At 63.6% G+C, this 6,434-nt stretch carries 5 protein-coding genes and 1 pseudogene; 2 read left to right on the forward strand and 4 right to left on the reverse strand.

Annotation, left to right across the window (positions count from 1 at the left end):
- Both L4923_RS30375 and L4923_RS30380 read left to right on the forward strand, forming a co-directional pair.
- Window positions 1-2,400 (forward strand): SbcC/MukB-like Walker B domain-containing protein (locus tag L4923_RS30375; protein ID WP_275448657.1); only part of this gene is annotated, 2,400 nt, incomplete at its 5' end.
- On the forward strand, window positions 2,397-3,608 hold the full coding sequence (locus tag L4923_RS30380) for a Wadjet anti-phage system protein JetD domain-containing protein (protein ID WP_239370822.1): 1,212 nt from the start codon (window positions 2,397-2,399) through the stop codon (window positions 3,606-3,608). The genes L4923_RS30375 and L4923_RS30380, both read left to right, overlap by 4 nt.
- A 341-nt stretch (window positions 3,609-3,949) precedes the next feature.
- On the opposite strand, the gene L4923_RS30385 is transcribed toward L4923_RS30380, so the two are convergent.
- From L4923_RS30385 to L4923_RS30400, 4 genes and pseudogenes are all read right to left on the reverse strand, one after another.
- The gene (locus L4923_RS30385; RefSeq protein WP_239370823.1) at window positions 3,950-4,246 is read right to left on the reverse strand and encodes a GSU2403 family nucleotidyltransferase fold protein; all 297 of its coding nucleotides are present in this window, start codon (window positions 4,244-4,246) and stop codon (window positions 3,950-3,952) included.
- A gap of 750 nt (window positions 4,247-4,996) precedes the next feature.
- Complete coding sequence (locus L4923_RS30390) at window positions 4,997-5,458, reverse strand: type II toxin-antitoxin system VapC family toxin (RefSeq protein WP_239370824.1); 462 nt, start codon at window positions 5,456-5,458, stop codon at window positions 4,997-4,999.
- Window positions 5,455-5,703, reverse strand: coding sequence for a type II toxin-antitoxin system Phd/YefM family antitoxin (locus L4923_RS30395; RefSeq protein ID WP_239370825.1), 249 nt, complete (start codon window positions 5,701-5,703; stop codon window positions 5,455-5,457). Before L4923_RS30395 ends, L4923_RS30390 begins: the two co-directional genes overlap by 4 nt.
- 314 nt (window positions 5,704-6,017) lie before the next feature.
- Window positions 6,018-6,163: pseudogene (locus tag L4923_RS30400) on the reverse strand (helix-turn-helix transcriptional regulator); the annotation flags it as partial.
- Window positions 6,164-6,434 lie beyond the last annotated feature (271 nt).

Genomic DNA, 6,434 nt, shown 5'->3' on the forward strand with positions numbered 1-6,434 from the left:
CCCCCCCCCCCCCCCCCCCCCCCCCCCCCCCCCCCCCCCCCCCCCCCCCCCCCCCCCCCCACCACCCCCCCCCCCCCCCCCCCCCCCGGCCCGCCCCCCCCCCCCCGGCACGGGCCCGCCCGGGGGGCCCCAAAAACCCCGGGCGCGCGGTCCCCCGCGCGCGCGCGCGCGGAGGAGGCCAGCCGCGGGCTCGCGCCGCCCGATTGGCCACGCGATCCGGCGAAGATGGACGAATTGCTGGACGCAGTCTCCGAAGCGGCGAAAGCCCGGTCGGAAAAGGCGACAGACCAGCGGGACGAGGCCATCGGCTGGATCAGACAGCTCGAGGCCGAGACAGCCGAGGACAGCAAACAGCTTGCCAGCGCCAGACAGGGGCAGATCACGCTCAATGCCGCGACCTCGAGGCTTATGGAGGCCCTGCGCCGCGAGGGCATGACGCCGCGCACGCTGTGCGAGGTCGCCGACGTCGTGGACGAGCGGTGGCGCAACGCGCTCGAGGCGCTGCTCACCCGCGATCGTGAGGCTGTCATCGTTGATCCGGAGCACGCCTATCGAGCGACCGAGATCCTGCGGCACGGACGCGACGCCTATCCTGGATGCCGCGTGGTCAACACCCGCAAGCTCCAGTCGCGGTCGACCGCGCCCGAAGGTGGCACGCTGGCCTCGATGATCCGCAGCGACGATAAACTGGCCATGGCATTCGTTGTCTTCAGGATAGGCAATGTCCGGCTTGCGGAGAACCAGGATGAGCTCCTGTCCGGCGGCCGCGCCGTGATGGCCGACGGCGCATATTACGACGGCCTGATCACCGAGATGCGCCGGCCGGACGGCCTCAAGATCGGCCGGGCTGCAGCACCGCTGATGGAGGCCACGCTGCGGGAGCGCATAGAACAGCGCTCGCAGCTTCTGAGGATTCATCTTGAGAAGAAACGTTTCTTCGAGGATGCGATCCGACGGCTCGAGGATTGCAGCAGGCCAGTTGATGAAAAAGACAGGCTAGAGGCGCTCGCAGTCGCGCTGGGGGATCTGGCGGACAGGCGTGCCGACGCGCGGCGCCGGCTCGATCGAATATCCGCCCAGGTCGACCCCGAACTGCTCGACGCCGAAAAGCGGTCGCAGGCCTCGTTGAAGAGCCTCAACATAACTCGCGACGAGCTGATCGGTAGCCGCGAGGCGCTCAAAGCGAAGATCGAGGAGGTCAGGGCGAGACTGGGTGCTGGCGACCAGAGCGTCGGCTCATACCTGTGTCTTGCCCATCGCCGCCAGCAGTTCCGCAGTGTCGTTACTTCTGCGGCACAAGTGCGATCGCTGCGCCAACGGTATCGAGGGCATCCGGCCAAAAATCCGGCCAGGATCGCTGCCGACATGACGAAGGCAGCCGACGAGGCAAGGCAGGGGCATCGGGAACTCGGCCTCGAAATCAGGTCAGCTCTTGGGAGGTATGCCATCGACTTCCCCGATGCACTTGAAGGTTATGCCGAAGTGCCGATCATCGGCACCGTGAAACCGTGGGTGTCGGATGGCATTGCCATGCTGGAAGACAACGAGCTCATCCGTTACCGCAAGCACGCCGACGAGGCGCTGGATCGGGTTTCGCGTCTTTTCAAGACGACCTTCATTCACGAGTTGAACAGTCGTTTTGGGCAGCTTCATTCGGAGATGGAGAAGCTGTCGGCGGCGCTCCGTACGCGCCCTCTTCACGGTGAGATCTACCGCCTGACGGAGCTCGTCAAACCGGAGTTCGACGACCTCTATCATCTGGCCAAGGACAGTGAGACCGACGAGCGCGTGCTGGACGCATTGTTCGGACGAGCCGAGCCCCGCGACGAGCGGCACGCGCGAGCGCTCGGGCAGATAGAACGGCTCCTCGCCGACGAATCCTTCGACTTCACGGTCTTTCAGGATTATCGCAGTTATTTCACCTACGACCTCAAGATGCGCGACATTGCCACCGGGCGCACGACCAGCTTCGATCGCCGACGCGGTGTGGCCAGCGGTGCCGAACGTCAGGTGCCTTTCTATGTCGTCATCGGAGCGGCTCTCGCCAGCAGCTATCACGGCGTCCGCCAGGCTACCGTTCCCGGCGATCTGGGGATGGGCCTAGCCGTTTTCGACGAGGCCTTCAGCAAAATGGATGGCCCCAACCAGCGGACACTGCTCGACTTCTACCGCGCGATCGGCCTTCAGGTCGTTATCGCCGCGCCGACCGAGAAACGCGCGGTCGTCTACGAAAACCTGGATTATATTATCGACGTGTTCCGCAGCGGCGACGTTTCCCTTGCCGAGACCATCCGGATCAAGGACCGCGTCCGCGAGGAGATGCGTGCCGCCAACCCGCAATACGCTACGGATGACGAACTCGCCGAGCGCCTCGGCCTCAGGGCGAGTGCCGCCGAATGAGCCGGCGCGGGTTTTCGACCGTCGGTTCGCTCATCGACGATCTGCTTGCCCGGTATGAGCGCCGCCCCGCTGCACGAAACCTGATCGCAATGATCGATGAGGACGGCTTTGCCAACATGGACTTGCGGGACTCCTTCGACGAGGAACTCGCCGTGCTGCAGCAGGCAGGCGGGCTCGAGCTGATCCAGACCGGCCCCAAGACGGAGCGCCGGGTCACCAGCGTACGTCTGAAGGATGCCGGGGTGCTCTACCGGAAGGTCGAACGGCAGCCGGCCGACGAACTGGCACGCGAGGCCGTTTCAGAACTGCGGTCGCAGCCGGGGCTGCCGGCCGGCGCCGTGGGCTTGATCGACGACGTCGTCGCAGCCTGGGCGCGGGGCGTGTCCCATATCGGAATCCGCAACGGGGACAGGCAAACGCTTGCAAACGTGATCGGCCTCGCCATCGCGGTATGCGGCCGCATATCGGGCGATCCGCAAGGGGAGCAGGACTTCCGGACATTCTCGCGGCTGACTGTCGGCGACAGCAAGGCGCTGGAGAAGAATGTCCGGCAAGTCGCTGCAGCAATGATGAAGATCTTCGCGGGCATGGAGGAACAGGCTCGGCTCGATCCGGAGGAAATGCTTGCCAGCGCAGGGATCAGGCGCTTGCCGCAGCCAATCCTGCTGCACGGCGACGTATCGCTCGACGGGCTACCTTTTCCGGCGATGCCCTATGTCGGAATACCGACCGATTGCGCCGGTGGGATCGGTCTCCTGACGAAGCCCGACTACATCCTGACGATCGAAAACTTCACGTCATTCGTGCGGCACATACGGGAGGTCGCACGGGCCGAGCGGGCCCTCGTCATCTATTCCGGTGGCTTCCCCTCGCGACCCACGCTTGCCACCATTACAAGGCTGGCCGCCCAGTTGCGGGTGCCGACGTTTCACTGGGGAGATATGGACGCTGGAGGCGTCCGTATATTCCAGCATCTTGAAAGGCATCTTGCCGGCGTCGACATTCCGCTGCGCCCCCATATGATGGATCCTGAACTGCTCAGGCGCTTCGGGAAACCCTCGCCTGGCGTTGCCGGTCCCGCCGGCGACATGCGCGCAAGTGCGATCGCCGGCTTGGCTGACTTCCTTACCGCGAGCGGTCTCGCGCACGAGCAGGAGGAATTCGACCCTGGAAGTCCGATCCTGGAGACCCCTGCTGACGTGCAGTAGGAAATATCCTGCCCGCACCCGCTGCAGCGACGAATGGCGATTCCGCTATCGGATGGATCATGGCCGGACTGGTACCAAGCGAACTATGCCGGAGGCCTCGCCATAGGCCTCTCCGCGATTAGGTGCGAAGAGTGTGTGGTAGTCAGCCGGCCAAAGCCCGTCTGCTGTGCGCCTGCAAGCCGGACCTCCTGGCGGAATGCCTTCTCCTGAAACCGGACGGTCGATCGGGGCATCAGATGGCGGCAACGCGCCCTCGCTCGGACGCTCGGGAGACCATCGCACTCCAAACGAAGAGTGGGGCCGAGCTTGGGCTCTTGGAGTGGTTCAGAGGCTGTATTAGCTTAGGGGATCGCCTCGAAACGCTTCTCGACCGTTTTCAACACGGGCTCGAGGTCGGGATCGATCTCTTCTTCGACGGCAATGGTAATCGACTGGAATTGGCCGATATCGAGATCACCGGTTCGGCTCAAAGTGGAGGGGACGTGGACACCCAGCATCGCTGGGTACGTCTGGAACGCCACAGAACCGACTACAGCCGCCCTTAGCCGGAAGCCGCCCGCACCGGCCATAGCCGCCATGATCTTACCGGACATCGCATCGGGCACGGAAAGTCGAGCCGCACGCTGCGCTCGAACCATGTCCCGCCGCTGTCGCGGTTCTCGACGTTATCCTGCATTTCCGGGAGGGGGTTGCGGGTTTATTCGCTGTCGAGGGCCGATGTATTTGGCGGACGGCCTCTTGCCGTCGGCCGCCGTGGGCGGCTGCCAATACCAATAGAGACGGCCTTTCACCTCGCGGAGTATGCGGAACCACCTTGCGAAGTCAGCGCACAGATGTTGCCCGTCCACGCATGATGCACGAGATCGGCGTAGATTGTTTGGATAAACGATGGGCTGTTCTTCGTATTATGCCATAGCGACACTCGTTGTAGGCAACTGAATCAAGATGCCTGCAACGCCGTCCTTAAGAACATTTCCGGAATGTGCCTCAGCCTGGGCGTACAGGCATCGTACCCTGCCGCTGTCCTTTCGGCGCCCCGGGACTCTGCGTCTCGGCACTGAGACTCTTCAAATATCTTCCCCGCCATCTGGTCGTAACAGTCGCCGCTGTCATGAAATTGATCGATACTCAGTAAGCCAACGGCGACCGCGTGACCGAAGTGCCGGGGGAGACCGGCATTCTCGTGGAGACGGCAGGTAAGAAATGTGACCGGAGCTTTGCCTGCCGAGCCTATAGACGGATCTGTATTGGACAAACTGGTAGCCGCGTGAGGCGCAATAAGCCTCGCCTTGCCGCTTCTGGTCGGGGATCGAAAACGTCATGCTCGGCCTGCCGTGCCGTGGAGACGTGCAGGTAGAGGGCGGCGCGCAGGAGGATTGTGGAAGCGGTCATGCCGGGCCTCCTTGTGCGGCAGCCTCGTCAGGCGACAACACGGCGATACCGAATGGCAGGAAATGCTTCGTGTTGCGGGTGACGATGACGAGTTCATGCGCTGCGGCGGTCCCGGCAATCACGGCGTCAGTCATGCCGGGGTCGTGACCGGCCGCAAGCGCCTTCGCTTCCAGCCGCCCGCCGATCGCGGCAGCCTGCGCATCGAAGCCAATGATCCTGTCATCGTATGTGGAGACAAGGCCACCGAGCCATGCTTTCAGGCTCGCGGCCTTCGCCGTCGCCCCCTTGTGGTCGAGGAGCGCGATTCCCTTTTCGATCTCATGGATGGAGACGACCGACAGAAATAGCCGTCCATCGGCGTCCATGCGGTCCAGCCAGGTGAGGAAATCAGCGGATGCTTCCGACTTCGACGGCGCCAGCACGGAGACGACGTTGGTGTCGAGAAGGAAGCCGCTCAAAGCTCGAGATCCCGCGATGGTTTGCGGTTGCGCGGGAACTCTCCGCCTGGGAATGTCCTGAGATAGCTGACAAGGCCCGCCCGTTTGCGATCGAGCGCCTTGCGCGCGATCTCCGCCGCCTCGACCGAAACCAAGGCCGCAACGGGCTTGCCATGACGGGTGATGGTCACGATCTCTCCTTTGACGGCTTCATCAACGAGGCTGGAGAATCCAGCCTTGGCGTCTCTGAGGTTGATGGTCAGCATGCCGCGCTCCATATGTAGACATATGTGACCACATGTAATCCATTGAAAGGCGGATTTCAACGCCGATTTCGACGCCTGGAGCATCAGCCGCTGGGGTCGAACAACTCATCGAACAGGTCGCCGAACCATTGCTCGAACACCTCGATCCCGGCCTCCGTGGCGGTGACTGGGTCGGCCAGTCGTCGGTGACGGTCCAAGTGACGGCCACGGATAGCCCAACAGGATCTCAAGCTGCTCCGACGCCGTGGACGGCCTGACGCGCCGCGAGCGGGAACGCGTGCTGCGATCAGACGCCATCGAGGCCGCGCCCGCTTCGCTTCCCGCCAGCCCGTGCGTTGACGCTGTCCCGATCTGGGGGCGGGAAGGTGCCATCGGCGGTCTTGCGATGGATGGTGGACCTTGAGAGACCCGTCCGGTCGCGGACGGTGTCCAGGCGGATGATACGGTCTGGTTGGCGCATGGCCGCGATGCCTCCTGCAGGCTGTGTGCCATGTTCCCCATCTCCGCCCGCGCGGCCCTGGGACCGGCATAGTCGCCTGCCGCATAGCGTTGAGGGTGCTGTATACACCGCGTCACGAGATTGCTGATCGCATCGACATTCCCAAAGAAATTCAGTGGTCGCAACGAGCCCATATTGTACGCCGCTCCAGACGACTCTGACCATCGATCGATCGCCAGGTGTTGCAGCGGGCCGAAGTTCCGGCTCGGGGTTTGGCAACCTCGCATGGGCG

The sequence above is a fragment of the Terribium retamae genome, from assembly GCF_022347545.1.
GTDB classification, from domain to species: domain Bacteria; phylum Pseudomonadota; class Alphaproteobacteria; order Rhizobiales; family Rhizobiaceae; genus Mesorhizobium; species Mesorhizobium retamae.

Bases quoted from the DNA above. Each gene is read 5' to 3' on its own strand.
- L4923_RS30395 (WP_239370825.1), bottom strand. From the start codon at position 5,703: ATGCTGACCATCAACCTCAGAGACGCCAAGGCTGGATTCTCCAGCCTC.
- L4923_RS30380 (WP_239370822.1), top strand. From the start codon at position 2,397: ATGAGCCGGCGCGGGTTTTCGACCGTCGGTTCGCTCATCGACGATCTG.
- L4923_RS30385 (WP_239370823.1), bottom strand. From the start codon at position 4,246: ATGGTTCGAGCGCAGCGTGCGGCTCGACTTTCCGTGCCCGATGCGATG.